The organism is Psychrobacter proteolyticus (assembly GCF_003350005.1).
Classification (GTDB): Bacteria; Pseudomonadota; Gammaproteobacteria; order Pseudomonadales; family Moraxellaceae; genus Psychrobacter; species Psychrobacter proteolyticus.
This window is the reverse complement of sequence record NZ_QLKS01000002.1, coordinates 42,373-68,945: the sequence shown is the minus strand read 5'-3', so window position 1 is coordinate 68,945 and position 26,573 is coordinate 42,373. Positions and strand designations below refer to the sequence as shown.

The following is a 26,573-nucleotide window of genomic DNA, read 5'->3' as shown; positions in this document are numbered from 1 at the left end:
CTATCTTTTTAGCCGTTATTCAAACCCGCTGATTTTTCAGCAGCATCTACCGTTTGGCGAATAAGCGTGTTGATAGTCATTGGGCCAACGCCGCCTGGTACTGGCGTATAAGCGCTGGCAATGTTTTCCATACCTTTCATTTCGATATCACCAACACCGCCGTCATCTGTCGGATGGAAACCCGCATCAACGACAACCGCTCCTGATTTGATCCATTCCGCTTTAATCAGCTCAGGTACACCTACGGCACCAACCACTATATCTGCACGCTTAATATGTGCTGCCAAATCTTGAGTTCTTGAATGGCAGATCGTCACCGTACAGTTAGCATTCAATAGCATCATCGCCATTGGCTTACCTAAGATAGCACTACGCCCTACGACCACTGCTTCTTTACCTGATAGCTTGATATTATGATGCTCTAACAAATGCATAATGCCCTGCGGTGTGCATGAGCCATAAGCTGACTGCTGCATCGCCATACGACCAAAACCAAGACAAGTCACACCATCGACGTCTTTTGCTAAGTCAATCTGCTCAAAACAAGCACGCTCATCAATATGCTCAGGAACCGGATGCTGTAGCAAAATGCCGTGTACATCTGGATTGCTATTTAACTCATCTATCTTTGCCATGAGCTGCTCAGTGGTCGTGGCACTTGGCATCTCAACGCGTATAGAGTCCATGCCAACACGCTTACAGGCGTTGCCTTTCATACGAACATAAGTGGCAGAGGCTGGATCATCACCAACCAATATCGTCGCTAAGCTTGGGGTGCGGCCAGTCTTTTCCTTAATCGTATCTACGCGCGTGCGCAGATCCTGTTCTATTTGTTTGGCAAGTGCTTTGCCGTCCAAAACGGTGGCGGATTCTTGGGCAGTAGACATAGTAACTCCAATAGAGGGTACGATATAAAAAAATAAAGACAGCGCGCGCAAATACTTTGCATGCCTGTCTTATCCTTAATCAAGGTATGGTTGATAGTGATATTGTACCTGCCTGCGTCTAAAAATCCTAGCGTAAGATAAAGCCTGTGTACTGATGAATTTTTATAATAAGTGAATTAAACAGTATTGCTTATTCGTGGATAGACACATTAATAATCAGTAAGGTATTGGTTTACGTGCTAAATTTGTTAAAATAGCGTAGAATAGTCAATCCAATTTTTTACATTGAGAAATGTAAACCCACCGACTCAAGGATATTACGATGAAAGACGAAAAATTACAGAAAGCCCTCGCCCGTATGGGGCTTGGTTCACGCCGTCAGATGGAAGAAGTCATCAAAGCAGGTCGCGTCACTGTCAATAACGGCCCAGCAACCATCGGTGATCGTGTTGAGCAAGGCGATGAGATTCGCGTTGATGGCCGTCAGATCAAATACACCTCTGAAAACGAGAAGCGTCGCCGTGTTATCGCTTACTACAAGCCTGAAGGCGAAGTTTGCTCGGCTAAAGATCCAGAAGGTCGTCCAACTGTCTTTGAACGTTTGCCAAAGCTGACACATGACCGCTGGGTAATGGTTGGACGCTTGGACATTAACTCAACTGGCCTATTGTTATTTACTAACGATGGCGAAATGGCACATCGCTTGATGCATCCATCTGGTGAAGTCACTCGTGAATATGCCGTACGTGTATTGGGTGAAGTAACGCCTGATATCGCTCGTGCATTGACCGCTGGTGTCATGCTAGAAGATGGCCTTGCAAAATTTGAAGACATCAAAGAAGGCGGCGGCGAAGGCGTCAACAAGTGGTATCACGTCCAGTTAAAAGAAGGCCGTAACCGCGAAGTACGTCGCTTATTTGAGTCACAAGGTTTAAAAGTTAGTCGTCTACTACGTACACGCTATGGCACGATTGTTCTACCAAAAGAGCTACGTACTGGCCGTTTCTTAGAGCTTGATAAAAAAGAAATCAACACGTTGACGGATTTGGTCAGCTTGCGTCCACGTTATGGCACGGGTCTACATGGCGCAGCCAAAGAAAAGCAAGAACGTATCAGAAACAAGCCGCTTAAAGCGCGTCGCACTGACACTCGTAGCGATAACCGCAATAGCAGCGCGAAACCTAAAAGTAGCGCTAGCCCTGCCAGCCGCGGTACACGCAACACCCGTGATCGCAATGATAAGCGCTAGTTAAATTGGTTTAACATTATTCTAAGTCTTAAATAGATTTGGGATAAACATAAAAAAGCGGTCAATGATAAATAGTCATTGACCGCTTTTTTTGTGTCTTTTTGCAGGTGTCGCAGTCGCTTAGTATAAAAATAACGGCTCAGCTATCGTGGCTATTAATATAGTGCTTCATGACTCGCAGCTCTTGTAGCTGCTCCTCGTCCATTTGTGCCAGTAATCTATCCAAACGCTGTTCGATATTATCTAAAACACTCTGCAATAACTCACTAGCTTCTAACCTCTTTTCGCTATTCACGTTAGTGACATTTATATCTGTTAATTGATAATGAGTAGCTAGCATTTCTGGTAACCGTATTTGCAACATTTTATTCAACACAAACTGTGCTTCTGTTATCGCTGGTGTCTTATGTTGAGCATGTAGGGCTGCTTGATAAGCGTGATAGCTGTTTACTTTTTCATCAATACGTTTTAATTGGCGCAGTTGCTGCTCTGACAATGTTTTTAAGTGCTGTTTATTTAACGTTAGCTGCTGCAAGCTTAATGTGACTAATGACAAGGGCGCATCGTAATCCTGATAAGTGAGTACGCCAGGTGAAATACCGACGGCTTTATGAAAAGCCTGCCAGCCTTTTCTACCTAAGTAAAAGGTAGTGACGGTCGTTACAATACCGATGCCTATTAAGATACTCATATACGCTTGCTCTTTACCCTTTCACCATTCAACTTTGTATTTATAGCTTAATGTCTTCAGCGCTCACACTTTCACCAGTTGGGCTTTCAATCGCTTGGATATTTACATCACTGCTAGCATTATTATTGGCATTACTACTGGCATTGCTATCGGGCTTTTGAAACTCTGTATTGCTAGTAGGATTGTCAAAACGTTTTTGGAGATAGCGATTGGTCGCGAGTAGTTTTTGACCGTCTTGATGATATGATGCGTTGAGCAGGTCATCGAACTGTGTGTTAATTGTCTTAAGCACATCTAACAAGGCTTCTTTGCCAGTGACATTAGAGTGCTTAATTTTGGTAGTGTCAGCAAGCGCACTGTCTGCTACATCTAAATCATGTAATCGGCGATAGTCAGCCACTGCTTGTGGCACGTGCCTATCCATTAAGTTTTGAATCATAATATAAGTTTCGTTGACGGTATCCTTATCATCAATCTTGCCATCGTTATTGGTATCGCCATACAAGACACGCAGCTTTTCACCCTTTGTATTAATTTGCTCCAGAGCAGTTTTAACGTCGATGGGTAGGCTTTTTTCAGGTATATAACCCAGTTGCGGCATCGCCTTATATTCGAGCATTTTGGGCGCTGTGACTTTTTTAATTCCACGGTAACCTAGATATAACCCAGCCGCTGGCAACAGCCCATACAAAACAAACATTACGAACATTGCAGTCATTTGGGTCATTATATTGTCCTTATTATTTATCAGAATGTCGTGGCAAATTTCTTATGGTTGTTATTATTAAACAAAAAAATAAGGCTCTATTAAAGCCCTATATTATTATGCAACGGGTCGATTGTGTTTTTTGATAATACTTAGCCTTTGCAAGTGTTCAAAAAAACATCATCAAAGAAAATTTAACTTTGCGTACGGCTCTTAACATAACGATGGGTCAAGGCAAGGCGGTTCAAAACTGTCTGGTGCAATTCATCTAATAATTCGTCAAGCTCATAATCAATCTCTAAGAACAAATCTGTCAGCATATCACCAGCAGTCATCTTGCCCTGCACCATGTTGTTTTTGGTGCGATGCGGACTAAAGCGTTGTAGCTGCTCATAATGATGTAATGCCTCAGGAATACTTTCGGACACCAACTTATCGATGACGAACTGACGCTCATTATGTTGCTGCTGTTGCTGTTCGTTCAGCTCACTACTCCACTCACGGTAACGCTTTAGCTTACCGTTGATACGGTCTAGTATCGCAACGGCTTCAATAGGCATGGCATTTAGGGTGGCCTCATCAACCACATCAACAAGCTCAGTCATAATCGGACAACGTCCATGTTTGAGATACCACAAAGTATCTGGGTCAAAAGGCGGTCTATTGGTTGGGCGCATTTGAGCGCGATTACTCAGATAGCGATCGGTCAAAGGCGTGGATGATTGGCTATCACTCACTTGTGCCAACGCATCACATATACGGTTTACACGTTCAGGCGGAGTTAGTGTAGAACGCTCATGTACTGCATGATTGCTATCATTATCGGCAGCAGCATCCTGTTCATGATTGACGCTCATCTCCTGAGCATTCTTTGCTGCCAATGTCGGTAGGTCATCTTGAGCTTGCCCAAATGACTGTAGCATTCTTGTCAAACTGACTACCATGACTTGCTCTGCCCCTCGTCTATTACACTCACATTGTGCGCATATTGCATACATTCATTCAATAGCGTATCTTAGCAGGTTTTTGCTGGCCTGCCAGTAAGCAAAATGTCACCATTCCTACACTCCAACCGTTAAGCACCGTATTATGAATGCTCCCGATTATATTTCTGGCTTCCTACTTGGGCTATCTCTCATCATTGCTATCGGCTCCCAAAACGCCTTTGTACTCAAACAAGGCCTTAAACGCGAGCACATATTTTTTGTTTGTTTGTTTTGTGCGGTAAGCGACGCATTTTTAATATCAGCAGGTGTTGGTGGTTTTGGTGCAGTTACGGCTCGCTATCCTCACGTTATAGATATCGCAAAAATAGCAGGTGTTATATTTTTATTAGGATATGGCTTGCAGAGTTTGTATGCCAGCGTACGTGTGTCACATGCTTTGACTGTCGAAGGACAAGTCGTCACTAGCTTAAAAAAAGCCTTATTACTATGCTTTGGTTTTACTTGGCTAAACCCGCACGTCTATCTAGACACATTGGTACTCGTCGGTATGGTTTCTACAGGTGCAAGCAGTAAATTGACGTTTGCCACAGGTGCAATTAGCGCCTCGTTCTTTTTCTTCTTTGCGCTTGGGTATGGTGCGCGATTACTCAGGCCTCTATTTGAGAAGCCTAAGGCATGGAACATACTGGACGCTTTAGTAGGGTTACTGATGCTGTATCTGGCTTGGCATTTGTATCAAAGCTGATAGAGGTATGACTGAGAAATGATAGATAAGCTGAGTGTTGAATAAACTGAATATTAAGTAAACAACGTATTGGATAATACTGAATCATGTTGATAACTGCTAACCGCTGTATAAATATACATGGTTAGCGATAGTATTGATCATTTACATCAAGCTAGGAAAGAGCGTACGCAGTCCATTAACGATAATCTCGATAGAAACGGCGGCCAATAGCATACCCATGATTCGGCTCATGATATTCAAGCCAGTATCACCCAATAGACGACTGATACGACCTGCCGCCATCAATGCCAAATAGCAAAACAGACTGATGAATAAGCCTGCAATCAAGATGGCAGATACCTGCAAAATACCTGATACTTGTGAAGAATAAATGATAACCGTGGAGATACCACCAGGCCCAATCATCATCGGAATCGCAAGGGGAACCACGGCAGCTGCCATCGAGACCGGTGCATCTTTCACATGATCAACATCGAAGTTCTCTTGATCAGGTTTAACCGGGTTACCCTCTCCATTCATCATATTTAGGGCGATTAAAAACACCAATATACCGCCTGCCAATTGGAAAGAGCCGATAGAAATACCAAGGGTTTTTAGTAGCGTCTCACCTGCAATCGTGAAAAAGCTGATAGTGATAAAAATGGTCAGACAAGCAACGCGCGCGACCTTACGTCGATTGTTCATCGAATAGCCGCGAGTCAAATCTAAAAATAACGTCAATGCGCTAAATGGATTGATCAATACCATAAAGGCTAGGATTATCTTGATAATTTCAGTATTCACTGAGCGCTCGCTTGTCTATTGATACCGCTTGTGCAAAAAGATAAGGTCATCGTGCGAGTGCAACGATGACCCAATAGGCAACTAAAAATAGCATTGTAGCATAGGCAGATAAGCTAATAAAATCATTAACTTTGCGTCGTTACGCCTACATGTCACCTTAGTAAAGCTTCAGTGCAAAAACAAGCATTTAACAGATGATCAGTACAAGCTATCAGTATAAATTACCATTTTACTAACTCGGTGATAGCCCTTGTCATAAAATCGAGCGCATGTAGCGCTACTAGCCTTTAACACGTTTGTATTTATGCACTAAAATCTAGCCCAATATCTAAGGCTGTCGTACTGTGCGTCAAATAACCCATGGCGATAAAATCAACTCCCGTACTTGCTGCCGCTTGTACCGTTTCAGGCGTAATACCACCTGAGGCTTCAGTCTTTGCTCGACCCTGACACATAGCAACCGCTTGCGATAACGTTTCAGGCGACATGTTGTCTAATAATACTAAACTCACACCTGCATCGAGCGCTTGCTCTAATTGCTCTAGCGTATCGACTTCGACCTCAATAGGAATCAGATGCCCAGCAAATTTCTGTGCTTGCTGAATGGCCGTTTTGATGTCACCCGCAATGGCGATATGGTTGTCTTTAATTAAAATCGCATCATCCAATCCCAAGCGATGATTGCGTCCGCCGCCGCAGCGTACGGCGTACTTTTGTACAATACGTAAGCCTGGAATGGTCTTACGCGTACAAGTAATTTGTGCAGGATATTGAGCCACGCTATCGACAATTTGACGGGTCGCTGTCGCAATACCGCTGAGATGGGTCATAAAGTTCAGAGCCGTGCGTTCTGCTGTCAATAAGTGACGCGCGTTACCTTTTACGGTCGCTAACACTGCGCCAGCCTCTACTGTTTCGCCATCCTGTACTTGTGCAATAAACTCAATTTGCGCATCGACTAAGGCAAAAGACAAACGTGCCAAGTCGATACCACATATCACGCCTGCTTGGCGCGCCTTGATCTGTAGCTGCGCTTGCATATCGGCTGGGATAGTAGCTTGTGACGTTACATCACCACGCCTACCCAAATCTTCAGTTAGTGCTTGATCAACCAATGGCTTGAGCAATACGTCATCCAATGTTGGCTCTTTTTCAATTGTCATCTTTGACCCTTATCTAGGCATGATATTGATAAAAACTGCTCGTTATTTAAACTCAAAATGAGCATAAATATAGCGTAAAGTTAGCGACCCTGCAAGGAAAGGTGACAAATTTTTCGTTTTACAAACTGATTTAGAGATACAACGGACTGGCTTGAAATGACTATTTGCGCTTAGGAAGTTTGCTATCCATCAGTAAACTCTGTAATTCAATATCATGACGGAAGCGATATAGCTTGGCAGGACGACCGCGCTGAGCAGTGCTACTCTCTCCTGTCTCCATCACTAGATTTTGCGAATCAAGCAATCGACGAAAATTTTGCTTGTGCAAACGCACTCCTGATAACGCCTCAACACTCTGCTGCAATTGCGATAAGGTAAAGACGTCTGGCATCAGACCAAAAATAAGCGGTCTATATTCAATCTTCGCGCGCAGTCTTGAGATAGCAGTAGCAATCACGCGACGGTGATCATAATACATGGGGACGCCTATGCGTTGTGACCAGTCCTCTGGCAAAGCAACAGCCTGATAGTTGGGCGGATAATTAGGGGCTTCAGGTATCAGTCCTGCTTCATAGAGCATCTCATAACGTAGCAATACATGCTCTGCGATCCATTCTCTACTTTCATTATCCTGCTCGCTAACTGATTGACTGTCTGGCAGTTGACCACTTGCCAAAAACGCTTCACTGAGTCCCCAACACAAACCAATACGCTGACGTCGGCGCTGTTGAACAATCGAATCCTCTGCGGTATTGGCCCATTCCAACAGTACAGGCACAATGAAGTCCATGATGATACTGGGCATACCATCCAAGTGATTTTCCCATGGGAAATAATCATACCAACCTCGCCAGAGTGCTTTGCTTTGGAGTGCCTGCGTTTGCGTTTCTTGCACCAAGCCCAAATAACTCACATACACCAACGCATGACCGTCGATGTTACGTCTATTGGTGTCGACAAAGGTATATAGCTGCTCCAAATATCCGAGCGGTTGCTGTGTTTGTTCTTCTACCCACTGACGCACGCCTGCCTGTAGCGAGCGATGTAGCGGCATAAGTGGTCCATTTGGCAACAGCTTGCCTTGGTCAACGGTTAGGACACGCGCGATATGATCTGTGATAGCGACCAACACGGCGACCACTTCTGTCGTGCCGCTACCTTGTTGGTGCGCATGTGAATAAGACAACGTCATGGCTTTGGGGGTTATCCTTTTTCTCTGAAAAACAAAAGGCTATCAAGGTTAATAGCTACCGTACGGCTTAGTATAGCTTGAATCTAAAACTATCATAGTCTGTCGTTGTAAGTATAAAAAATCAATATCGACATACCGTTTTGAAAGGCTAAAACCGAATATATTGAATAGATCAGTATAAAAAAATACTTGTAATTATGCTCAAAATGAGCATAATTAAGACAACTTATAAATTGACTATGTTCAATTCCCACATTTTTAGCACACACATTTATCGTTATCGCACCAACAAAGGCTGCCATTATGAAAAACTATCCTTACGACGCACCCATCATGAGTACGGACAATCGCATCGCCACTCAGATGAATATCGAATATGCCAAAGCTAAGATGCCAGTGGATCTGCCACGTGCTGAACGCATCGTGGTTGAAGAAAATATTAAACAATTATTGAAAGATAATAATGCCGTACTGGTTGCGCACTACTATGTCGATCCTTTTATACAGGATTTGGCATTGGTAACGGGTGGCTGTGTCGGCGATTCGCTTGAGATGGCTCGGTTTGGACAAGCTCATAGCGCTCAAACATTGGTGGTCGCTGGTGTACGCTTTATGGGTGAATCGGCAAAAATATTGAGCATGGAAAAGACCGTCCTCATGCCAGATTTAGAAGCCGAATGCTCGCTTGATTTGGGCTGCCCTGCTGACGAGTTTTCAGCATTTTGTGATGCTCATCCTGAACGTACTGTCGTCGTCTACGCCAATACCAGCGCCGCGGTAAAAGCGAGAGCTGATTGGGTGGTTACCTCATCTGTCGGTATCGACATCGTTCGTCATCTGCATGCCCAAGGTGAGCCGATTATTTGGGGGCCTGACCGACATTTGGGCAAATACATCGCTCGTGAGACTGGTGCCGATATGCTGCTTTGGCAAGGGTCTTGTTTGGTACATAACGAATTTAAAGCCACTGAACTAATGCAATTAAAAGAGGAGCACCCAGAGGCCAAAGTCTTGGTACATCCTGAGTCACCTGATAGCGTGGTTGAACTAGCCGATGTGGTCGGCTCGACTAGCAAGCTTTTGCAATCAACGTATGAGATGGATGCTGATACCTTTATCGTCGCTACTGATTTGGGCATATTGCACGAGATGCAAAAACGCTCACCAAACAAGCGATTCTTGGCCGCACCAACTGCTGGTGAGAGCGCAAGCTGTAAGAGCTGCGCGTTTTGTCCTTGGATGGCAATGAACGGTCTAAAAGGTATTGAGCAGTGCTTAACCAATCAAAGCGGTGAAGTACTAATGACACCTGAGCTGGCAGTAGCAGCTAAGAAACCATTACAACGGATGCTTGATTTTGCTGAATCACAAAAGCAACGCGTAGCCGCCAGTGGCGACATAGTAAAAGACCGTACACTGTTCGCTAACGTTGGGGCAGCCTAGCATGAGTCAGTCGCATTCAGTTGATCACTCTAGCACCACTTGCTATAAAAATAACAGGAGCAGCAGTGATATGAGTAATATTATAAAAACTGATGTTCTTATTATTGGGGCTGGTCTAGCAGGTTTGAGCACCGCACTATCTCTGCCGAAATCGCTGAATATCACTGTTTTAAGCAAAGCGGCACTTGAGGTTTGCTCAAGTCACTACGCTCAAGGTGGTATCGCAGCCAGCTTAGACACGGCGGACTCTGTGACTGATCATGTCGCTGATACCTTAATTGCTGGTGCAGGATTGTGTGCGACTGACAATACTGCCCGTATCTTGGCTGCTGGACAGCAAGCGGTGCAGTGGCTATGCGAGCAAGGTGTGCCATTTACTCAAACTACTTTAACTAAAGAAAATGATAATACACCTGATTTTGCAGTCTTAAAAACCAGTGACTTACACTTGACTAAAGAAGGCGGTCATGGCTGTAGACGTGTGGCTCATGCGGATGACGCAACGGGTCGACACGTGATGAACGCATTAATTACCAAAGCACAGACTGCAACCAATATCACTATCTTGCCTTATCATGAAGCGTTAGAGTTACTGACTTCACCTATAATTAGCAGCTCCTCTTTTAGCATGAACGATAGCGAGATTAGACATTGCCGAGGAGCGCTAGTCTTTGATCATATCAACGAGCGCCAACTCACCATTCATAGTTCAGCTGTCGTACTCGCTAGTGGTGGCTTAGGTCAACTATTTAAGCGTTCCAGCGCGCCTAATGTCTGCGTCGGTGATGGCGTCATGATGGCATGGCAGGCAGGCTGCCGCTTGGCAAATTTAGAATTTGTGCAATTTCACCCAACAGGTCTAGCATTAGATGACAGCAGCTTTCTGATATCTGAAGCGTTACGCGGTGAAGGTGGACGACTCTATTGTCCACAGACTGGTACGCGCTTTATGTTAGAAGTGGATAAGCGCGCTGAGTTGGCGCCGCGTGATATCGTCGCTCGGGCAATAGCCAATCAGATTAGTAGTAACGGACTTGGCTACGTGCATCTTGATGTCAGTCACTTGCCAACCGCATTTATACAAGCGCATTTCCCGCAGATTTATCAGACGCTGCTAGCACTCGGCATCGATATGACCACAGACCCTATTCCGGTCGCTCCGACTGCCCATTATAGTTGTGGCGGCGTCGTGACTTGCGCCAATGGTTTGACCGACGTCGCAGGGCTGTATGCAGCAGGCGAAGTTGCTTATACAGGACTACATGGAGCCAACCGCTTAGCAAGTAATTCATTGTTGGAGTGTGTGGTAGTTGGTCGCAACATCGCCGCCAATTTGCCTCGTTATTTAATAAAATTGAAACGCTTAAAGAACTTAGAAACCTTAGAGAAAACGGCTGAAGCTTTAGAAAAAGATATTTGGCAATATCCGATATTAGAAAACACGCAATTTGTTGTTTTACCATCTTCCAAGCAGTCATCGTATCCAACTTATAAGGCCGATAAAGCATTTCATTCTGACGTAGATATTGCAGAGATAACTATAGCGTTGAAAGCTCTTTTGACAGCCAATATGGGCATCACACGTAGCGATGAAAAATTAGAGCAAGCACTGCGACAAATTGAGCAGTGGCAAGAGTCAATCGAACATACTGAAACCATGCTATCTGATATGAGCAGTAAAACCCCTACTACTAATAGTGAGCTTGCCATTTTTCAATTGGTGAGGCTATTAGCGTTAGCAACGATGATTGTTCAATCGGCTTATCAGCGTTTTGAGAGTCGCGGTGGGCATTATCGTGAGGATTATCCTAACCTAGCTGAAACACCTTTGACTAGTGTAATTGGACCACTACTTAGTCCTTCTTGCGCTCAGCCTAGCTTTTCAAAATATTCTATAAAACAACCAAAAAAATCTGATTGCTTTTCTGAGCAAGGCTTAAATCAAAATGGTAGAGAAAATAAAACATTTGTAGAAATATTTTAGCTGACATTTGAGCCTGTAAGCTAAAAACAATAAACCTATATTTGCTAAATAGCATATTTTCAGTATTATTTCGATGTTGTGGTACAATCTTCAGCTTCTTAAAAACGCCTTATTAAAAATGCTGCGAGCCCGTCATCATGCAAAGCCTAATCACCCTTGTTCTGGTATTAATGCCAATGTTTATTGGCTTTGCCATTCCCTCTAACCCTACTATGACGAAAGTGGCCGACAAAGGTCTATCATACTTGGTATTTATCATCCTAGCGTTGATCGGTATTGAGCTATCTCAGGTAGAAGGTCTAGGTAATCAGCTGGGTGAAATTGCGCTGTATGTCACTGTATTATCAGTACTGACAATTGGCACAGGTTTATTTGCGCTGATATTGTTCGATCACCTGCGTCCATGGCATGCCAAAAAACCAAGCGTAAAATCTAAAGAGCATCGGGTGAGTATTCGAGGTAGCTTGGCGCAAGTGGTTTGTGTGGTAATTGGAATGGTGATTGGCTATTTCTTGCCTGCTGATTATATGCCGCCTGAAAACTCTATGACCGTCATGCTGATGATTTTGATATTACTGGTCGGTATAGGCTTAAAAGGCTCGGGCATCACTTTAAAAGAAGTGTTGCTCAATAAACGCGGCGTAGAAATGAGTGTCATCTTTACGCTAGCGGTATTGGCAGGCGGGCTTATTTTCGCGCTACTATTTACGGATGTGTCATGGACGAAAGGCTTAGCACTATCGTCAGGATTTGGTTGGTACTCGCTATCAGCGATTGTCATGACGGATGCTTATGGCGCGGTCTGGGGCAGTGTCGCGTTGTTTAATGACTTGGTACGTGAATTCTTTGCGTTAATCTTTATTCCGGTATTTATGCGCAAATACCCTTCCGCCGCGGTTGGACTTGGCGGCGCGACCAGCTTAGACTTTACCTTGCCTATCATTCAGCAGTCAGGTGGTCTAAAAGTCGTGCCACTAGCGATTAGCTTTGGCTTCCTAATTAACATTGTCTCGCCAGTACTAATGGTGTTTTTCTCGGCACTTGGGTAGGTATAGCTTTTGATGATAATTAATGATTATTCATATCGTTACTCAAACGACTCACACTGCTTTGCATACTCACCATACATTCGTGAATAGGATATATATTTGAGGTCATTCAAGTCACTTACTTCAGAGCTTGCCCTTAAGGTTACACGGCTCTGGTTTGATTCAATATTTTTGAGATTAAGTGCTTTAAAGTTACGGTCTATAGACTCTGTATCTATAGCTAAAATTTTATTTGAGCAGTCATAAGTATGGATACGCTCGGCAGCAATACCATGGTCTAATACCAGCATGTTTTTGACGATAAGCGCTCGATTACGAGGCAAGGACTCAAATCCAAAGGTTGCTAAAACATCCTCATTCATTTCACTTGATGCAACATGACCAAAAATAAACACTGTGGCTTCTGGATACTCACTGAGTTTTTCTTCAATTTTTTCAAACTCAACATCGTAAATATCAGCTAACTGGCTGCTCATGAGTGGAAAGAACCCATTAAACTCCATTTCAAGTGCATCACCTCCCTCAATTATTACTGTACAACCTTTCACATCGACTACCGTATGATTTGGCGTTTCAGGACATTCATCTAACGAACTAAGCACACCATCACCGTCGCTATCCAAATTAATGGAAATAGTAGGCATACTGATGGTTTGACCTGCTTGATTATACAACTCAGATTCTTGAGTGGGCGTTTGACAGCCTATCATTGCTAACGCACTCACTGTAAGCGTCGCGAATTCTAGTAATTTAACTTTCATACTTTACTTATCCCTGAGTCAAAACCCTAAACCCCACTCGCCTGCTTAGCAAACAAGCGCATTAACGGCTTGATTTTACTGACTCGGTACATACCCTCATTACGTATCTGCTGCACAGGGCGCATTTGTGCAAGCGACCCTGCAAATAGCCAATTAAGGGCAGAAAAGCTGTGCATCATTAGGCTATTATGCGGACGGCGCGAACGCTCATAATGACGTAGCGTTTGATTGCTACCCCAAAGCATACCACCACTACGGGCAAAATCATGCGTTAACTGCTCACATAATACTTGCACATCCAGCATACCGAGGTTCAATCCTTGACCCGCCAGCGGATGTACGCCATGAGCAGCATCACCGATCAGCACTAAATTGTCAGCGACGTAGCTTTTCGCTTGCTGAGCCGCTAATGGAAAACTAGCGATAGACTCAATCTGATTAATCGCACCCAACTCGTAATTGCTGGCAGCTGCTAACTTATCAGCAATAAAACGATCTTCTTCCTCTATCAATGCCAATGCTTGATTGCGTGGCAGTGTCCATACGATCGACTGCCAATGCTGCGGATTTGTCTTATCAGCATCGGTTATATCTGCTAATGGCAATAGTGCCAGTGTACCCGTCGGTAGCATAGCTTGGCGTGCAGTTGCCTGATGCGGTTTCTCAGTCTGAATCGCACAGCAAATTGCGGTTTGATTATAATCTAACGTATCTACGCCAATCCCTGCTTGCTGACGGACAAATGAACCGCGACCATCAGCACCAACTAAGAGACGCGCATCAATCGCCTCGCCACTATCCAGAGTTACACGGTAGCCTTGCTGTGCCCCTAGCCAATCCATATCAACAACTTTATGACCAGCGATGAGAGTCAGATAGTCACTAACATCAGCTTCTTGCAAGCGTTGCCATAATGCGTACTCCATAACAGCAGGCTCTACCATACTACCTAATAATGTAGGCTCATGATTTTTATTACTATTATCCTCGGCGCTGCTATCTTCACTTTCGCCAAATAATAACTCACCCATACCATTTAGCTGCCATACCTGCATTTGCGAGTAATCAGCCTTACGCTCAGAGCTAGCAATCTTTTGCCACGCGCCAATATCTTTAAGCAGATTGATACTTGCCATACTAAGTGCATAGACACGTGCATCACGTTTGCTAAGTACATCTTGCCAAGCTGATTCATCACGTACAGGACGGGCATCAATCAACGTCACTGGCATTTTATCCTGCGCCAGCTTTAGAGCAAGCGTCGCTCCAACGATACCGCTACCGATAATCAGCGTATGGTTGTTTTTCATAAGGTATCTCTCAATATTGCTCAATATTAGAATGCTTATTATCAATCTTAATTACAGTTAGTTGATTCAGTTTAAAAGAGAGACAAGGCAACCGAGTGCAGATGTATAGGCAATACTTCAAACGAGGTTAACGCTGTCGCTCTTTTAAAGAGGATTAGCTATAGCACTATGACTTTAGACCCATCGCATAGGTTGCAACTAGTGGCTTGATATTTGGCAATTTATCAAAGGCTAACAACGCCATATTTCTTGCCAGTTTAATCGCTGGGTTAGGATGCGTGAAGCCGTGTACTACCGCATCACAAAAACGAATCACTCGCTTCTGGTCGGTTTGACGTGCTTTCTCATAACGTTTTAATAACTGTGCATCACTGATATCTGCGCCTTTGAGTACTTGTGCACTTAGCATTTGCGCCAATACATGGGCATCTCGCATACAGAGATTAAAGCCTTGACCGGCGACAGGGTGTAAGGTATGAGCGGCATTGCCCATAATGACGCAGCGCCCTTCTACTTGCTTATCCGCTAGTACGCGGGTCAATGGATAAGCGCCGCGGCGACCAGCAGCGATGAACTTGCCAGCGCGTTGACCAAAGGCTTGCTGTAGGGTCTGCAAGAAATGGGCGTCGTCTTCTAAATACCTGGTTTCTTCACCTGTTGGGCATACCCATACGACAGAGCGTCTGTAGCCTTGTTGAAACTCATCATTACCATTGCCCTCTGGATCGGTCAGTGGGAGCACAGCAAGTGGGCCAGCTGGACTAAAACGCTCAATCGCTGCATGCTCGTGTGGCGTATCTGTCTCTACTACGCCGACGATGGCCGTTTGCTGATAGTCATACGTAGTTGTACCGATATCTAGTAATTGGCGTACTGTAGAATCACGCCCATCACAAGCGACTAATACGCTAGCTTGTAGCTGCTGCTCGTTTTCGGCTTCATCATTGTAATTAAAGCTAAGCGTCACACTATCGGCCTGCTGCTGGACCGTTGTCACATTGGCATTATCTATCAAGGTAATTAGTGGCTCTTGCTGCGCGGCTAATAAAAGCTTACGCCCCAGCCAAGCGTTTTCGATGACTTGTCCAAATGACTCAACACGCTCTTCTGCTTTATTCAGCTGCGCGCGCCCAAAGCTGCCTTGCTCACTAATCTGTACGGCATCGATACGACAGGCATGGCTCTGTAATTCATCCCACAGTCCAATCTCTTGATATATCTGTACCGTGCGCCGTGATAACGCCGTATTGCGACTGTCTAAATAATGGCTGCGAGTACTGTCATCCGTTGGACTGATGGTTGGATAGCTGTTTTTTTCTAATAAGGTGCTCGCAATACCGTGATGGGCCAATAGCAATGCAAAGGACAAACCAACATGACCACCACCTGCGATAAGCACTTGCTGGTCAGTTATCGCTTCTTTGTTTTTAGGTATGCTTTCAGAATTGAATAAATGTGAATCAGTATCTTGCATCGTTATTTTCCTATTATAATTTTTATCATGTCGCTGCTGCTATTAGATGGGTTGCAGCAAACTATGGTATCGCCCATAGATTACCACAAATTGTCTATTCTGCCGTGGTCTTAACCGTAGACAAATCGTTTCTTTACTCTCATCATAAACGAGATTTATATTTATAAAACTCAAATATCTTAATCTAATTAAAGCGCTATCATACGATGGGCAGCGATGAATTATATAGAACTGATAGCAATATCAAATCGATCTATAGAAAATCGCTGTAGCAGTTGCAATCCGCATACAAAAACAGCGCTATCTACCTGATGTATGGCTTGAAATTTAAAAATTCTCTACCATAATGAAGGCAAGACTTTCATTACTTTCATTTACCACCTTCCACAATAACAAAAATAATATCGCCGTCATTTTTATCATCTACAATCTTTGTATCACCTAAACACTGTAATTCCACTAACTATTTTATCTCTGCAACCCGCCACGCAATTAAAACCAAATCATAGCGTCGGGTACACAATAAAAGGATAATCGCTTGACTGATTCCATGAGCCGCCGTATTAAGTTTGAATCACTGACTCCAGCACAGCTAAAAACCGTGCTGGGTGAATACAACAATCACATGAAATATATCCAAAAACGCCTCGATATTAAAATCATTCAGCGCCAAGGCGATTTTTGTCTGAGTGGCGATGTGACTAATGTCGAACGCGGTGAACGTATTATCTACAAAATGGTAGATGAAGCACAGAATACTAAAGACATCAGTGCAGAAGAGCTACACCTCATCATCCAATCGAGCATCTCTCGTGATGAAGATATAGCAGCGGATGAGCAAAAGGCAAAGGACAATGCAGACAATGAAGAAAACTTGGAGTCAGCTCACGAGTTTACACCTGTTAGCTTACGCACACGTAAGGGCCGTATCATTCCTCGCGGTGGCAATCAGCAGACCTATGTCCAAAATGTCCTGAACTCAGACGTCTCATTTGGCATTGGCCCTGCTGGTACTGGCAAGACCTATCTAGCAGTGGCTTGTGCCGTAGATATGCTTGAACGTAATGAAATCGAACGTATTTTGCTAGTGCGTCCAGCAGTAGAAGCTGGCGAAAAATTAGGCTTCTTACCAGGTGATCTGACCCAAAAAATTGATCCTTACTTACGCCCATTATATGACGCACTCTATGAGATGATCGGCGTTGAAAAAGTTGGCAAGATGATTGAAAAGCAAATTATTGAAATCGCACCTCTTGCCTACATGCGCGGTCGCACACTCAATAACTCGTTTGTCATTTTGGATGAAGCGCAAAATACCACGCCTGAACAGATGAAAATGTTTTTGACGCGTTTGGGCTTTGGCTCACGTGCTGTCATCACTGGTGACGTTACTCAGGTAGATTTGCCACGTGGTCACAAATCAGGCTTGGCGCAAGCGATGGATATTCTAAAAGATATCGAAGAGATTCATATCACAAAGTTTGACTCAAAAGATGTGGTACGCCATCAATTGGTACAACAAATCGTCGAGGCATATGACGTGTATGATGAGGAGCAGATGGCTTTAGAAGAAAAACGTAAGTTTGAACGTATTAAAGAACAAGAGCGTAGACAAGCCGTCGCTAATGCAGCAGCCAATCTTTAATAATCAAGCTAATCACTGAATTACAATCATTTGCTATAAGCATTTATATTGCGTAAGAAAACCGGATTACTCAAAGTAGTCCGGTTTTTTCTTACCGGTAGTTTATTGAATTTAGCATATTCACTACTAGTCGCCTACCAGCAACTTAGCTATAGTAGCCTCTATACATTTTATACATGGGCCTCTATTTATTGGCCAAAAATTTAGCAATGAAAAACAGTAATCAAGCTACTTTTATGGTAAAAAACTGGCAAATAAGCAACGTAGACGCTGCAGCGTTAGAAACACATTTATAATAAAAAGGACAGCAATATGAGCCAACCTGACAATACTAATTTCGATGACAAGATTGCTAGTAATCATGCCAGCTTAGCAGCACTTGATATCAGTGCGACCGACAGTATTGATGATGAAATATTAGATACTTTTTATAATCGCGAGCATTTACTATCAGTCATGATGGCGACTTTAGATTATATAGACGGTCGTATTGATAATGGTCTGACCCTACCCTATTTTGCAGATATCGATCCTGAGCTGTGGCAAGAAAAGTCTAAAACACTAGATATGTATATCACTGATGAGGTCGAAGGCCGTGCTTTAAATCTAGAAGCACGTGGTAAAGACTATGCGACCAATATTTTGTCTTATCCAAGCGAATTACCTGCAGCCATCATTGAGCTGATGCCAACATTGCCTCTTGGAGAGCTAATTATCTGTCATGAAGTGATGGTACGTGAAGCGGCTGAACAGGACAAAATAGTGGCGCAGCACATTAGCCATTTGCTAGTGCATGGCGTGCTACACCTACTGGGTTTTGATCATGAGCTCGGACAAGCTGAACAAGATGAGATGGAGTACTTTGAAATTGAGATTTTGGCAGGTCTAAACCTACCAAACCCTTATGTCTAAACTAGCACTGCTTTATTAAACAGTCTTTTAACTATTAAGCAGCTATCAATCAATCTTTAGATAGTGGCAACTTTTGCGCTTGACCCATTTGGTTGATCATATGATCTAAGCCTTTAACATGGACACTGCGCTGCGGGAATGGAATCTCAATCTTTTCATCATCTAGAGCTTGCTTGAATTGCTCTAGTAGCTCGCATTGCATCGACCACCAGTCGGCATTGGTTGTCCAAACGTTTAGGGTAAGATCTACTGAGTTGTCACCTAGATTGGTCACTCGCACGATAGGCTCAGGATCAGTGAAAGCCAATGGATTGTTTCTTGCCAGACTTAACATCAGGTCTTTAGCTGTTTTGATATCAGCATCGTAGCCAATGCCGACAGTAATATCGACGCGACGATTTGGTAGCGCTGTATAATTGACCACAGGTGAAGTCGTAATATCGCTATTGGGAATGATGATATCGTGATTGTTAATGGTCGTCAGATGGGTATTAACCAAGGTAATCTCAGTCACTGTACCTGTGTAGCTACTAATCTGTACATAATCACCGCGTACAAACGGGCGAAACGTCACAATCATAATACCAGCGGCAAAATTTGATAGCTGGTCTTTTAGTGACAAACCAACGGCAACAGCGGCACCACCTAAGATTGCGACGACCGAAGTAGTCTGTACACCGACTTTGCTAAGTGCAGCTAACATTACCACAACCAGTAGCACGCCATACAATAGACGACTTAGAAAGCTAGCAACTGTCTCGTCCAGATGGCTGCGCGTCATCAATCGATCGGAAAAAGCGACTGCTTTTTTGGCAAGCCAACGTCCAATGATAAATATAAGTATTGCTAAAGCGACTTTAATGACTAGCTCTAGGGCGTTGCTCGTTAAGGTAGCGACATCTACGGTAAAACCTAAAAATTCCATACTGACTCTTTATTTTATAGCGGTGTGTTATGAACTTGGGTATCTGTAATGATAAAAATGGTGCGTTAAACGTTATTCTTAGCAGTTATGTTTTCAGTGACACCTTTTTCAGTAACTTTTTCAGTAACTTTATTTTCAGTAACTTTATTTTCAGTAACTTTATTTTCAGTAACTTTCTTCTTAGCACCTGTCTTCTTAGTGCTTGGATACGTTAACCTTAGTACGTTACTTCGACTGTATCACTATAGCGGTAAGTACGTATCAAGCGCAGCTCGACGATATCGCTCATGTCTTCGGTGAACTTACCAAAAGGTGCAGCTTGTCGTACCGACTGCTTGGCCGCTTCATCCAATATCGTAGAGTTTGAGCTTTCAAGTAAACGAATGGCTTTGATATTGCCGTCATTACTGACGATAACCATAAGGCGTACTTCACCCGTAATGCCTTGAGCACGCGCTTGCACAGGATAATGCAAGTTGCCCACTCGCTCGACATGCTCACGGAATGTATTGATATAATCTGCTGCCGCACCCCGTGTGGTCGAATTACTATCCATCGTCACGACTTTGGATTTGGTCGCGTAGACCTGCTGACGCTGAGATAGCTGAGCCTCTAAGGTTGCAATCTGCTTACGTAGCCGCTCTTCTTGCGCCATCGCATCATCTTGCGCTTGCTCGCTATCATTATCCGACTCTACAGTGGCCTGACGCCAACTTAACGTCGTGCGTAGGTAGCTTTCTTGATAGCGCTGCTGAAGCACTTTACGCTGTAAGTTAACGATATCTTGAGTCTCACTCATTTGCTCAGCAGACATTGCACTTAGCTGATTGTTCTCTTGTCTTAGCTGCTCTTCTATTGTACCGCCGCCCTCTTGCGAAGCATTGGCAATAAAGTGCGCATCTTCATTGGGCTGCATGTTATCGGTCAGCACCTTTGCCACATCTTGCATCATAGCAGCTGGGTCTTTTCCCATAGAAAAGCTAATCCCGAAAATAATCAGCACATGAACAGCCACCGCAATAACAATAGCGACAGGCAAACTTATATCACGCTTGGGCGCTTGCGCGGAAAAATGATAGCTCTGTGAGTCTTTTATATAGGCCACAATGAATCTCAGCTTGTGAGCACATCAGTACAAAGCACTATTTAACAAGTGTTGTAACGATAGGCATGATTTATACTGGCGCTATCATAACATGACATAGAATTATGTCGCCAGTATAAGCACTGAGACGGCACTTTGACATCTGCCATGCAGTATTGGTAACCTTATCCGCTGATTGAAAATCATGCATTTAAGAATATACAAGGCAGACAAAACACTGCCTATACCAAATGAATTGCTATAAAACGCATGTGTTCATTTTGAAGCCACTGTATTTGTTATATACTGCTTTAGCACAATAGAATTAGTAGCACGATACTTTGCAACAATCAGAACTGTTCATTGTCTTAATTAGGCACAGTAGATGAATAAGCAGCACAATAAGTGCAGATTCACTACGCACTAGTATCAGAGGTCAGTTTTTCGCTTTTGCTACCTATCAGTATAAAAATTACTAATGGTCGTAGATATTCAGAAATTATAGATGATTAGCTTTCGTTTAAATTAATGATAGCCTACAAAGTTTGTTTAGCCATTTTTACGTCACCGATTGAATGACGCGCCCTATAAGGATAATAAGTTTGAGTGACTTTGATAACGTGAATAATTCAGACAATTTTGATGAGTTCTTCGAGAGTATTGGCTATCGTTTTGACGAGTCATTCGGCAGTGGTTGGGAGCGTATCGCCCAATCGGTTAAAGATATCTATAATAAGACGACGGACAAGTTCGAAGATGAGTTGTCATTGCCAGTGGCACAGACTTACGTTAATGATGCACTACAAAAATTCGTCACCGACAATGTAAAAGCCATTTTAGAGCTACGTGTCGAGATGCATGAGGATTGGTTTCGTTTGTACTGCACTGTCAATGCAGGCGGCATCTATGCCGAGGTGGCAAGTAACTTTAGCTTAGTTCACGTCCAACTCGATCGCAATGTGCAACGCTTTGTATTTGGTCAGCAAACTTATACCGATATCTTAAATCTGCGCTGCGAATCTTTCGTGAAACGTCAAGGCGTCAAACTGGCGATTTGGTTTTATCATAGCGTCCTCAAAAAAGACCCTTTAGGCTTTATTCTGTCATACGTCAATATTGCTCGCGCAAAAGACGAAGTGATTTATCTCGATATCCATCGTTGGTTAAAAAACAACAAGAAAATCATGAGTACCTTGCATAAGGTACAGATAAATTATGGCGAGCTAGAAGAAGAGCAAATGATTTTGAAGGCTCAAATCAACTATCGTGATTTACTGGCGGCCAGCAGTAACGAAGATATCATCGGTGATGATGATGATCCTGAATTGATGCAAGGCCCTATTAACCCTGTAGACGATGCGACTGAACCAAGCCAAGAGTAAGTCGCTAATGTTTCATCCCATAAGACAATGTTTTATCCCATAAAAAAACGCTGCATCTTAGAGGTTATTGGCCTTATAGATGCAGCGTTTTTTATTAAAGTCGTCAACTACCAGTAGTTCTCTACGGCAATATTACCCTCACCGCGGCGATTCATTACCAGTCCCAATGTCTTTAACGCCTCTTTGGTATCTTCTACCATGTCTGGGTTGCCACATAGCATGACATGCGTAGTATCAATATCTAATGCGATACCCGCGCGCGCTTGCAACGTACCCTCTAGTAGTAGCTTCGGCAGACGCTCTGACAATGCACCTTCGACAGGCTCACGAGTGACGATTGGGATAAAGATAAGATTTGCTGGATTATCAACCAGCGTGCCGAAGTCTTCTTGTAGGCTCTCAATTTTCTCAACGTACGCAAGTTCTTCTGTCGAGCGTGCGCTATAAGCCAATACAATGTGCTCGTAATCTTCCCATGTCTTTAAATCTTGCAGCATCGATAAGAACGGTGCTAAACCAGTCCCTGTTGCTAGCAGCCATAAATCTTTTGGCAATGGTTTTTGGTAACGTGCTAACGTCAAAAACCCAAATGGCATGGTGTTGAGCAGCAGCTCATCCCCCACTTGTAAATGCTGCAATTGCGAGGTAAATGCCCCATCCGGTATCACGATAGAAAAAAACTCTATTACCTCATCAAATGGCGAAGAGACAATCGAATACGCGCGGAAGACATCTTCATTCAATGCGGTATCAGAGACTTCATCACTTGCATCAGTCTGTTGATAATATTTTAATTGACTAGGATTGACGCCCAAGCGTACAAACTGCCCCGCTGTAAACTTAAAGCTATCGGGACGGCTGACGGTAAAGCTAAATAAATTTGGCGTCCATGTGGTTTTACTGAGCACCGTTACTGTTTGGATATTATCACTCATAATTATTCGTCACTTATACTTTATTAAACTGTATTTTTATAAGATACCTTTGATAGATAAAAGAAGATAAATACAAAAAAGGTAAGCATAAAAAAAGATGCGCCAAGCTTATCATAAAGCTGGCGCATCTTGGTTTTTTAACCGTAACAACAGATAGATCGCAGCGATTTATCTGTTGTATTGACTCAGCAACATTACCAAATGCGAGCCAAACTTGCCCACTCAATCATACTATTTGGCAAGATACCAAAGAATAGAATAATTGCCGTCACAGCAATGACCATGATACCACCGGTACGGATACCCCATTGCCCAGACACGTCAAACTCGATGAACTGCTTAGGGCGTTTGAACAGCGTGAGTAAAACGCGTAAGTAGTAGAATAGACCAATCGCACTACCCAAGATAATCATCGCAGCCAAGAACCAGTTGGTGCCTTGTACCGCAGCTAAGATAGCAAATAGCTTGGTGATAAAGCCTGCCGTCAACGGAATACCAGCCAATGACAACATCATGATGGTCATGACAGCGGTCAGTACTGGACGACGCCAGAATAGCCCTTGATAATGCGTCAACTCATCGGCTTCACCAGATAAGCGATATGGACTCGACATCAATGTCACTACACCAAAGGCACCGATAGAGGTAAAGGCATAGACTGCCATATACATACTAGAGATACTATCAGCGGCTGAACCAATACTAACAATCACGATCATCACGTAACCCATATGGGCAATAGATGAGTAACCGAGTAGACGTTTGAGGCTGGTTTGACGTACTGCCAATAAGTTACCTACCAAGATAGATAACGTTGCCATTACCATCAATAGCATTTGCACTGATGGTAATGCCAGCAAAGCAGTATCGATTAAGAAACGCACTGCTAGTGCCATCATCGCCACTTTTGATACTGATGCTAAAAAGGTAGCAATAGGCGCTGGTGCACCTTCATAAACATCTGGCGTCCACATATGGAAAGGAGCAGCCGAGAGTTTAAAGGCGATACCAAACATCATCATTGCCGCGCCTAATATCAGTAATGGTGACTCAAAGATATTGCCTAGTACCATGCTGATTGGCTTAAATGCTAGTGAGCCTACTTCTGCATAGATAAAAGCCATACCCATTAGCAACGTCGCTGATGCAGTCGCCGACAATACCAAATACTTCAGTCCCGACTCAAGTGACTGGTTGCGCATATAAGTATAAGCGAGCAAACCATATAGTGGTACTGACAGCATCTCTAGGCTCATAAAGAATGACGCCATATGCTGCGCGCTTACCATTAGTAATGCACCAATGGTCGATAGCAGCATGAGCAAGTACAGCTCTTCTTTGTTATCTTTAAGATTAGCCAGATACGCATAAGACAGCGTACAACAAGCCAAGGCACAGATAAAAATCACCACCATATTAAACTGAGCAAAGTTATCTATGACAAATAACTGCTCAGCGTTTGGCGCGATAGATCCGCTCTCAATCACACCGATCATCTGACCGATCAGGGTGAATAGACCAATGTTTAAGCCTGCCACCGTAATCGTACCGGTGACCATGTGCGAGCGTTTAAAGGTAATCGCGATCATAACCGTGAGTACCGTAATCACTACGGCGATAATCGGCGCGTAAGGCAACAATCCTATCAAATCATTCATCGTAATATCATTCATGACTTAACGTGCCTCCATTACATCAAGTAGCTGCGACGCATCTACCTGTGTCACTTGACTGTATATATATGCGTTATTGATCCACTGCATAGCATGACTTGAGGTATCAAGGAACGGCTGTGGGTACAGTCCGAGCCATACCAAACCAGCGGCTAGCATCAGTAGTAATGACAGCTCGCGCTTGCCCAAATCTTTTAATTTACGTGCAGGTAAGCCATGTGACTTAGTCTCTCGCTCTGCCAATGCGGCGATGTTGTTTTCACCAAATAGTGCGCGATGAATCAAAATAAGCGAATAAAGACCTGCTAATACCAAACTGAATGTCGCAAAAACCACAAACACTGGATACTGAGCAAATGAGCCAAATAAAATCATGAACTCGCCAATGAAGTTACCCGTACCAGGAATACCTAGCAGCGCGGCACAGAAGAACATCAATATCGGTGCGTAATAGCGGAACTGTCCCCACATACCACCCATCAAGGTCAAATCGCGTGTATGCAGACGCTCATATAGCTGTCCTGCCATAATGAATAGTGCGGCTGAACTCAAGCCATGAGCAAGCATCTGAATCATCAGACCTTGTAAGCTGAGCAATGTTCCCGCATAGATTGCTAGTACCACAAAACCCATGTGCGAGATACTGGTATAGGCCAGCAAACGCTTCATGTCGGTCTGCATAAATGCTAGCCATGCACCGTAGAAGATACCAATCGTACCTAGGGTAATCGCTATCGGCGCAAACTCTTGTGACGCTGCTGGAAATAGCGGCAACACAAAACGAATCAAGCCATATGCAGCAGTCTTGATGAGCACCCCTGCCAAATCCACCGAACCTGCCGTTGGTGCCTGCGCATGCGCATCTGGCAACCAGCCGTGGAAAGGAATGATTGGCAACTTCACCGCAAAGCCAATAAAGAAGCACAGCATGATTGGATATTCCCAGCCGCCAAGTGACGTACCGAGCAAGTCATTATAGTTAAAGCTCACTACCCCTTTTTGGGCATAGCTGATAATGACCAATACCAAAATACCGATGAGCATGATAAGCCCAGACGCTTGGGTATAGATAAAGAACTTGGTGGCCGCGTATTCTTTGGTTTTGCCAACCACATCATGACCCCAAATCGCGATCAAGAAGTAGATAGGAACCAGCATCATCTCCCAAAAGAAGAAGAATAAGAACAGATCAATGGCTAAGAAAACACCAATAACGCCGCCCAAACTCCATAGCAAGTTCAGGTGGAAGAAACCAACGCGGCGCTGAATCTCATTCCACGAACAAGCAACAGCTGCCACACCAAGTAAGCCTGTTAGAGCTACCATCATCAATGACAAACCATCTAGTGCTAAGTGAAAACTAATACCAAAACTTGGTATCCACGGCACACTAAATTCTGCTACCCAAGGCACTGCAGCATCTGGTGCAATGACCTGCTGACTCATACCGCTAAAATCGCCCTGCTGCCAAAGTACCAATGACAAAGCAAAGGTCAACATCATACCGATCAAGGCAATCCAGCGCGGCAGACGTTTATTAAATCGCTCTACCAACCAGCATAGCAATCCTGCAATAAAAGGAATTGCGATTAATGCTGGTAGCATCCACGTTTGTTGTAACTCAATCATC

23 protein-coding genes are annotated in these 26,573 nt (G+C 43.7%); 8 read left to right on the top strand and 15 right to left on the bottom strand.

Annotated elements, in window-relative coordinates; translation table 11 throughout:
• Positions 1 to 8: 8 nt before the first annotated feature.
• The gene (folD, locus tag DXK30_RS04850; protein ID WP_114700745.1) at positions 9 to 887 is read right to left on the bottom strand and encodes a bifunctional methylenetetrahydrofolate dehydrogenase/methenyltetrahydrofolate cyclohydrolase FolD; all 879 of its coding nucleotides are present in this window, start codon (positions 885 to 887) and stop codon (positions 9 to 11) included.
• A 322-nt stretch (positions 888 to 1,209) separates the two neighbouring features.
• On the opposite strand from folD, the gene rluB reads away from it, so the two are divergent.
• Positions 1,210 to 2,136: a 23S rRNA pseudouridine(2605) synthase RluB gene (rluB, locus tag DXK30_RS04845; protein ID WP_114700744.1), complete on the top strand. Its 927-nt coding sequence runs from the start codon at positions 1,210 to 1,212 to the stop codon at positions 2,134 to 2,136.
• A gap of 139 nt (positions 2,137 to 2,275) precedes the next feature.
• Here the strand turns inward: rluB and DXK30_RS04840 are convergent, their stop codons facing one another.
• The 3 genes from DXK30_RS04840 to DXK30_RS04830 all read right to left on the bottom strand — a co-directional run bounded on the left by DXK30_RS04840 (position 2,276) and on the right by DXK30_RS04830 (position 4,456).
• Complete coding sequence (locus DXK30_RS04840; protein WP_114700743.1) at positions 2,276 to 2,827, bottom strand: hypothetical protein; 552 nt, start codon at positions 2,825 to 2,827, stop codon at positions 2,276 to 2,278.
• A 40-nt stretch (positions 2,828 to 2,867) separates the two neighbouring features.
• Complete coding sequence (locus tag DXK30_RS04835; protein WP_114700742.1) at positions 2,868 to 3,554, bottom strand: hypothetical protein; 687 nt, start codon at positions 3,552 to 3,554, stop codon at positions 2,868 to 2,870.
• A 173-nt stretch (positions 3,555 to 3,727) separates the two neighbouring features.
• Positions 3,728 to 4,456: a hypothetical protein gene (locus DXK30_RS04830; RefSeq protein ID WP_114700741.1), complete on the bottom strand. Its 729-nt coding sequence runs from the start codon at positions 4,454 to 4,456 to the stop codon at positions 3,728 to 3,730.
• Between the two features lie 166 nt (positions 4,457 to 4,622).
• Here DXK30_RS04830 and DXK30_RS04825 point away from each other — a divergent pair, with 166 nt between their 5' ends.
• Entirely contained in the window at positions 4,623 to 5,225 is a 603-nt protein-coding gene (locus DXK30_RS04825) for a LysE/ArgO family amino acid transporter (protein WP_114700740.1), read from the top strand.
• Between the two features lie 144 nt (positions 5,226 to 5,369).
• Here the strand turns inward: DXK30_RS04825 and DXK30_RS04820 are convergent, their stop codons facing one another.
• The 3 genes from DXK30_RS04820 to DXK30_RS04810 all read right to left on the bottom strand — a co-directional run bounded on the left by DXK30_RS04820 (position 5,370) and on the right by DXK30_RS04810 (position 8,366).
• The gene (locus tag DXK30_RS04820; protein ID WP_082624565.1) at positions 5,370 to 6,011 is read right to left on the bottom strand and encodes a MarC family protein; all 642 of its coding nucleotides are present in this window, start codon (positions 6,009 to 6,011) and stop codon (positions 5,370 to 5,372) included.
• A gap of 302 nt (positions 6,012 to 6,313) precedes the next feature.
• Positions 6,314 to 7,174 (bottom strand): carboxylating nicotinate-nucleotide diphosphorylase, encoded by an 861-nt coding sequence (gene nadC, locus DXK30_RS04815; protein WP_114700739.1) that lies wholly within the window; start codon positions 7,172 to 7,174, stop codon positions 6,314 to 6,316.
• 160 nt (positions 7,175 to 7,334) lie between these two features.
• The gene (locus DXK30_RS04810; protein ID WP_114700738.1) at positions 7,335 to 8,366 is read right to left on the bottom strand and encodes an NUDIX hydrolase; all 1,032 of its coding nucleotides are present in this window, start codon (positions 8,364 to 8,366) and stop codon (positions 7,335 to 7,337) included.
• Positions 8,367 to 8,669: 303 nt separating this feature from the next.
• On the opposite strand from DXK30_RS04810, the gene nadA reads away from it, so the two are divergent.
• The 3 genes from nadA to DXK30_RS04790 all read left to right on the top strand — a co-directional run bounded on the left by nadA (position 8,670) and on the right by DXK30_RS04790 (position 12,842).
• Positions 8,670 to 9,809, top strand: a complete 1,140-nt coding sequence (gene nadA / locus DXK30_RS04800; protein ID WP_114700736.1) for a quinolinate synthase NadA — start codon at positions 8,670 to 8,672, stop codon at positions 9,807 to 9,809.
• Between the two features lie 70 nt (positions 9,810 to 9,879).
• On the top strand, positions 9,880 to 11,793 hold the full coding sequence (nadB, locus tag DXK30_RS04795) for an L-aspartate oxidase (protein WP_114700735.1): 1,914 nt from the start codon (positions 9,880 to 9,882) through the stop codon (positions 11,791 to 11,793).
• 137 nt (positions 11,794 to 11,930) lie between these two features.
• Positions 11,931 to 12,842, top strand: a complete 912-nt coding sequence (locus DXK30_RS04790) for a lysine exporter LysO family protein (protein WP_114700734.1) — start codon at positions 11,931 to 11,933, stop codon at positions 12,840 to 12,842.
• Between the two features lie 38 nt (positions 12,843 to 12,880).
• On the opposite strand, the gene DXK30_RS04785 is transcribed toward DXK30_RS04790, so the two are convergent.
• The 3 genes from DXK30_RS04785 to DXK30_RS04775 form a co-directional block, all read right to left on the bottom strand.
• Positions 12,881 to 13,603: an OmpA family protein gene (locus tag DXK30_RS04785; protein ID WP_114700733.1), complete on the bottom strand. Its 723-nt coding sequence runs from the start codon at positions 13,601 to 13,603 to the stop codon at positions 12,881 to 12,883.
• A gap of 26 nt (positions 13,604 to 13,629) precedes the next feature.
• The gene (locus DXK30_RS04780; RefSeq protein ID WP_114700732.1) at positions 13,630 to 14,913 is read right to left on the bottom strand and encodes an FAD-dependent monooxygenase; all 1,284 of its coding nucleotides are present in this window, start codon (positions 14,911 to 14,913) and stop codon (positions 13,630 to 13,632) included.
• Between the two features lie 166 nt (positions 14,914 to 15,079).
• Positions 15,080 to 16,387 (bottom strand): FAD-dependent monooxygenase, encoded by a 1,308-nt coding sequence (locus DXK30_RS04775; RefSeq protein WP_114700731.1) that lies wholly within the window; start codon positions 16,385 to 16,387, stop codon positions 15,080 to 15,082.
• Between the two features lie 550 nt (positions 16,388 to 16,937).
• Here DXK30_RS04775 and DXK30_RS04770 point away from each other — a divergent pair.
• Positions 16,938 to 18,032 carry a PhoH family protein gene (locus DXK30_RS04770; RefSeq protein WP_114700730.1) on the top strand — a complete coding sequence of 365 codons (1,095 nt, stop codon included), beginning with the start codon at positions 16,938 to 16,940 and terminating at the stop codon, positions 18,030 to 18,032.
• A gap of 312 nt (positions 18,033 to 18,344) precedes the next feature.
• Positions 18,345 to 18,944, top strand: a complete 600-nt coding sequence (gene ybeY, locus DXK30_RS04765; RefSeq protein ID WP_114700729.1) for an rRNA maturation RNase YbeY — start codon at positions 18,345 to 18,347, stop codon at positions 18,942 to 18,944.
• A gap of 49 nt (positions 18,945 to 18,993) precedes the next feature.
• On the opposite strand, the gene DXK30_RS04760 is transcribed toward ybeY, so the two are convergent.
• Both DXK30_RS04760 and DXK30_RS04750 read right to left on the bottom strand, forming a co-directional pair.
• A complete protein-coding gene (locus DXK30_RS04760) occupies positions 18,994 to 19,869 on the bottom strand; it encodes a mechanosensitive ion channel family protein (protein ID WP_114700728.1) in 876 nt (291 codons plus the stop codon).
• Between the two features lie 217 nt (positions 19,870 to 20,086).
• The gene (locus DXK30_RS04750) at positions 20,087 to 20,974 is read right to left on the bottom strand and encodes an energy transducer TonB (protein ID WP_114700726.1); all 888 of its coding nucleotides are present in this window, start codon (positions 20,972 to 20,974) and stop codon (positions 20,087 to 20,089) included.
• Between the two features lie 581 nt (positions 20,975 to 21,555).
• Here DXK30_RS04750 and DXK30_RS04745 point away from each other — a divergent pair.
• The gene (locus tag DXK30_RS04745) at positions 21,556 to 22,335 is read left to right on the top strand and encodes a hypothetical protein (protein ID WP_224737876.1); all 780 of its coding nucleotides are present in this window, start codon (positions 21,556 to 21,558) and stop codon (positions 22,333 to 22,335) included.
• A 107-nt stretch (positions 22,336 to 22,442) separates the two neighbouring features.
• On the opposite strand, the gene DXK30_RS04740 is transcribed toward DXK30_RS04745, so the two are convergent.
• The 3 genes from DXK30_RS04740 to nuoM all read right to left on the bottom strand — a co-directional run bounded on the left by DXK30_RS04740 (position 22,443) and on the right by nuoM (position 26,572).
• Positions 22,443 to 23,270 carry a ferredoxin--NADP reductase gene (locus DXK30_RS04740; protein ID WP_114700725.1) on the bottom strand — a complete coding sequence of 276 codons (828 nt, stop codon included), beginning with the start codon at positions 23,268 to 23,270 and terminating at the stop codon, positions 22,443 to 22,445.
• Between the two features lie 194 nt (positions 23,271 to 23,464).
• Positions 23,465 to 24,943: an NADH-quinone oxidoreductase subunit N gene (locus DXK30_RS04735; RefSeq protein WP_102091037.1), complete on the bottom strand. Its 1,479-nt coding sequence runs from the start codon at positions 24,941 to 24,943 to the stop codon at positions 23,465 to 23,467.
• A gap of 3 nt (positions 24,944 to 24,946) precedes the next feature.
• A complete protein-coding gene (gene nuoM / locus DXK30_RS04730; protein WP_114700724.1) occupies positions 24,947 to 26,572 on the bottom strand; it encodes an NADH-quinone oxidoreductase subunit M in 1,626 nt (541 codons plus the stop codon).
• Between the last annotated feature and the right edge of the window lies 1 nt (position 26,573).

Excerpts from the sequence above, each read along its gene's own strand:
- folD (WP_114700745.1), bottom strand. The coding sequence starts at position 887 with ATGTCTACTGCCCAAGAATCCGCCACCGTTTTGGACGGCAAAGCACTT.
- rluB (WP_114700744.1), top strand. The coding sequence starts at position 1,210 with ATGAAAGACGAAAAATTACAGAAAGCCCTCGCCCGTATGGGGCTTGGT.
- DXK30_RS04840 (WP_114700743.1), bottom strand. The coding sequence starts at position 2,827 with ATGAGTATCTTAATAGGCATCGGTATTGTAACGACCGTCACTACCTTT.
- DXK30_RS04835 (WP_114700742.1), bottom strand. The coding sequence starts at position 3,554 with ATGACCCAAATGACTGCAATGTTCGTAATGTTTGTTTTGTATGGGCTG.
- DXK30_RS04830 (WP_114700741.1), bottom strand. The coding sequence starts at position 4,456 with ATGCTACAGTCATTTGGGCAAGCTCAAGATGACCTACCGACATTGGCA.
- DXK30_RS04825 (WP_114700740.1), top strand. The coding sequence starts at position 4,623 with ATGAATGCTCCCGATTATATTTCTGGCTTCCTACTTGGGCTATCTCTC.
- nadC (WP_114700739.1), bottom strand. The coding sequence starts at position 7,174 with ATGACAATTGAAAAAGAGCCAACATTGGATGACGTATTGCTCAAGCCA.
- DXK30_RS04810 (WP_114700738.1), bottom strand. The coding sequence starts at position 8,366 with ATGACGTTGTCTTATTCACATGCGCACCAACAAGGTAGCGGCACGACA.
- nadA (WP_114700736.1), top strand. The coding sequence starts at position 8,670 with ATGAAAAACTATCCTTACGACGCACCCATCATGAGTACGGACAATCGC.
- nadB (WP_114700735.1), top strand. The coding sequence starts at position 9,880 with ATGAGTAATATTATAAAAACTGATGTTCTTATTATTGGGGCTGGTCTA.
- DXK30_RS04790 (WP_114700734.1), top strand. The coding sequence starts at position 11,931 with ATGCAAAGCCTAATCACCCTTGTTCTGGTATTAATGCCAATGTTTATT.
- DXK30_RS04785 (WP_114700733.1), bottom strand. The coding sequence starts at position 13,603 with ATGAAAGTTAAATTACTAGAATTCGCGACGCTTACAGTGAGTGCGTTA.
- DXK30_RS04780 (WP_114700732.1), bottom strand. The coding sequence starts at position 14,913 with ATGAAAAACAACCATACGCTGATTATCGGTAGCGGTATCGTTGGAGCG.
- DXK30_RS04775 (WP_114700731.1), bottom strand. The coding sequence starts at position 16,387 with ATGCAAGATACTGATTCACATTTATTCAATTCTGAAAGCATACCTAAA.
- DXK30_RS04770 (WP_114700730.1), top strand. The coding sequence starts at position 16,938 with ATGAGCCGCCGTATTAAGTTTGAATCACTGACTCCAGCACAGCTAAAA.
- ybeY (WP_114700729.1), top strand. The coding sequence starts at position 18,345 with ATGAGCCAACCTGACAATACTAATTTCGATGACAAGATTGCTAGTAAT.
- DXK30_RS04760 (WP_114700728.1), bottom strand. The coding sequence starts at position 19,869 with ATGGAATTTTTAGGTTTTACCGTAGATGTCGCTACCTTAACGAGCAAC.
- DXK30_RS04740 (WP_114700725.1), bottom strand. The coding sequence starts at position 23,270 with ATGAGTGATAATATCCAAACAGTAACGGTGCTCAGTAAAACCACATGG.
- DXK30_RS04735 (WP_102091037.1), bottom strand. The coding sequence starts at position 24,943 with ATGAATGATATTACGATGAATGATTTGATAGGATTGTTGCCTTACGCG.
- nuoM (WP_114700724.1), bottom strand. The coding sequence starts at position 26,572 with ATGATTGAGTTACAACAAACGTGGATGCTACCAGCATTAATCGCAATT.